The organism is Sporolactobacillus shoreicorticis (assembly GCF_024125445.1).
In the GTDB taxonomy this organism is placed as follows: Bacteria; Bacillota; Bacilli; order Bacillales; family Sporolactobacillaceae; genus Sporolactobacillus; species Sporolactobacillus shoreicorticis.
Genome location: NZ_JAMXWM010000096.1, coordinates 1 through 621, shown reverse-complemented (window position 1 = coordinate 621; position 621 = coordinate 1). Strand labels below are relative to the sequence as shown.

The window sequence follows — 621 nt, the reverse complement described above, 5'->3', positions numbered from 1 at the left end:
TTCACGCCACGAGAATTCATGCAAGTTTTTCCGATTGATAAGACTTATGACGGTGAAAAATACGAAACGAAAGATTATTTCTACACCATGAACTATTTAAAATCGCTTGATATGGATAAGCCAATCGGACGAGAAAATTTATCAGATTTTCTTTGGGATTACATGAATCGAACTATGTGGCTTTTCTCCGCCTTGAAGATGAGCGCGCTGGCGGATGTTCAGCGCGCACGAGGGGAAAAAAGTTGGTTTGAGCAGTTTGCTGAGGATAACGACCTGACGATGTATGAATCTTTCTCTGATGGTTCCGGACAATACATGCAGGATACGAAAACTGGAAAAATAACAAAAATAGTTCAACACAAGCGACAGCCGAAATGGATACGTCGAGTGAAATGAGGGATACATGTGGAAAAGCCATTAACAAAGCAAGTGATGAACCATCTTGAAAAGACGATCACTGATGCTCAGGACATGTTAAATGACAAGCGTGATCGTTACGTGATGCATCACGATGAAGGAACAAAAAAGTACACAACCATTGTTAACCGTGAAACCTATCTTGAATTTATTGTTGAATGCACAATTACACAACTTGAAAACCTGAGCGGTGAAATCTATGAC

1 protein-coding gene and 1 pseudogene are annotated in these 621 nt (G+C 40.1%); both read left to right on the top strand.

Features of this window, described 5'->3' with window-relative positions:
• Window positions 1-396 (top strand): annotated as a pseudogene (locus tag NIE88_RS22145) (hypothetical protein); the annotation flags it as partial.
• A gap of 9 nt (window positions 397-405) precedes the next feature.
• Window positions 406-621: hypothetical protein (locus tag NIE88_RS22140; RefSeq protein WP_253065719.1), on the top strand; the 216-nt coding region annotated here is incomplete at its 3' end.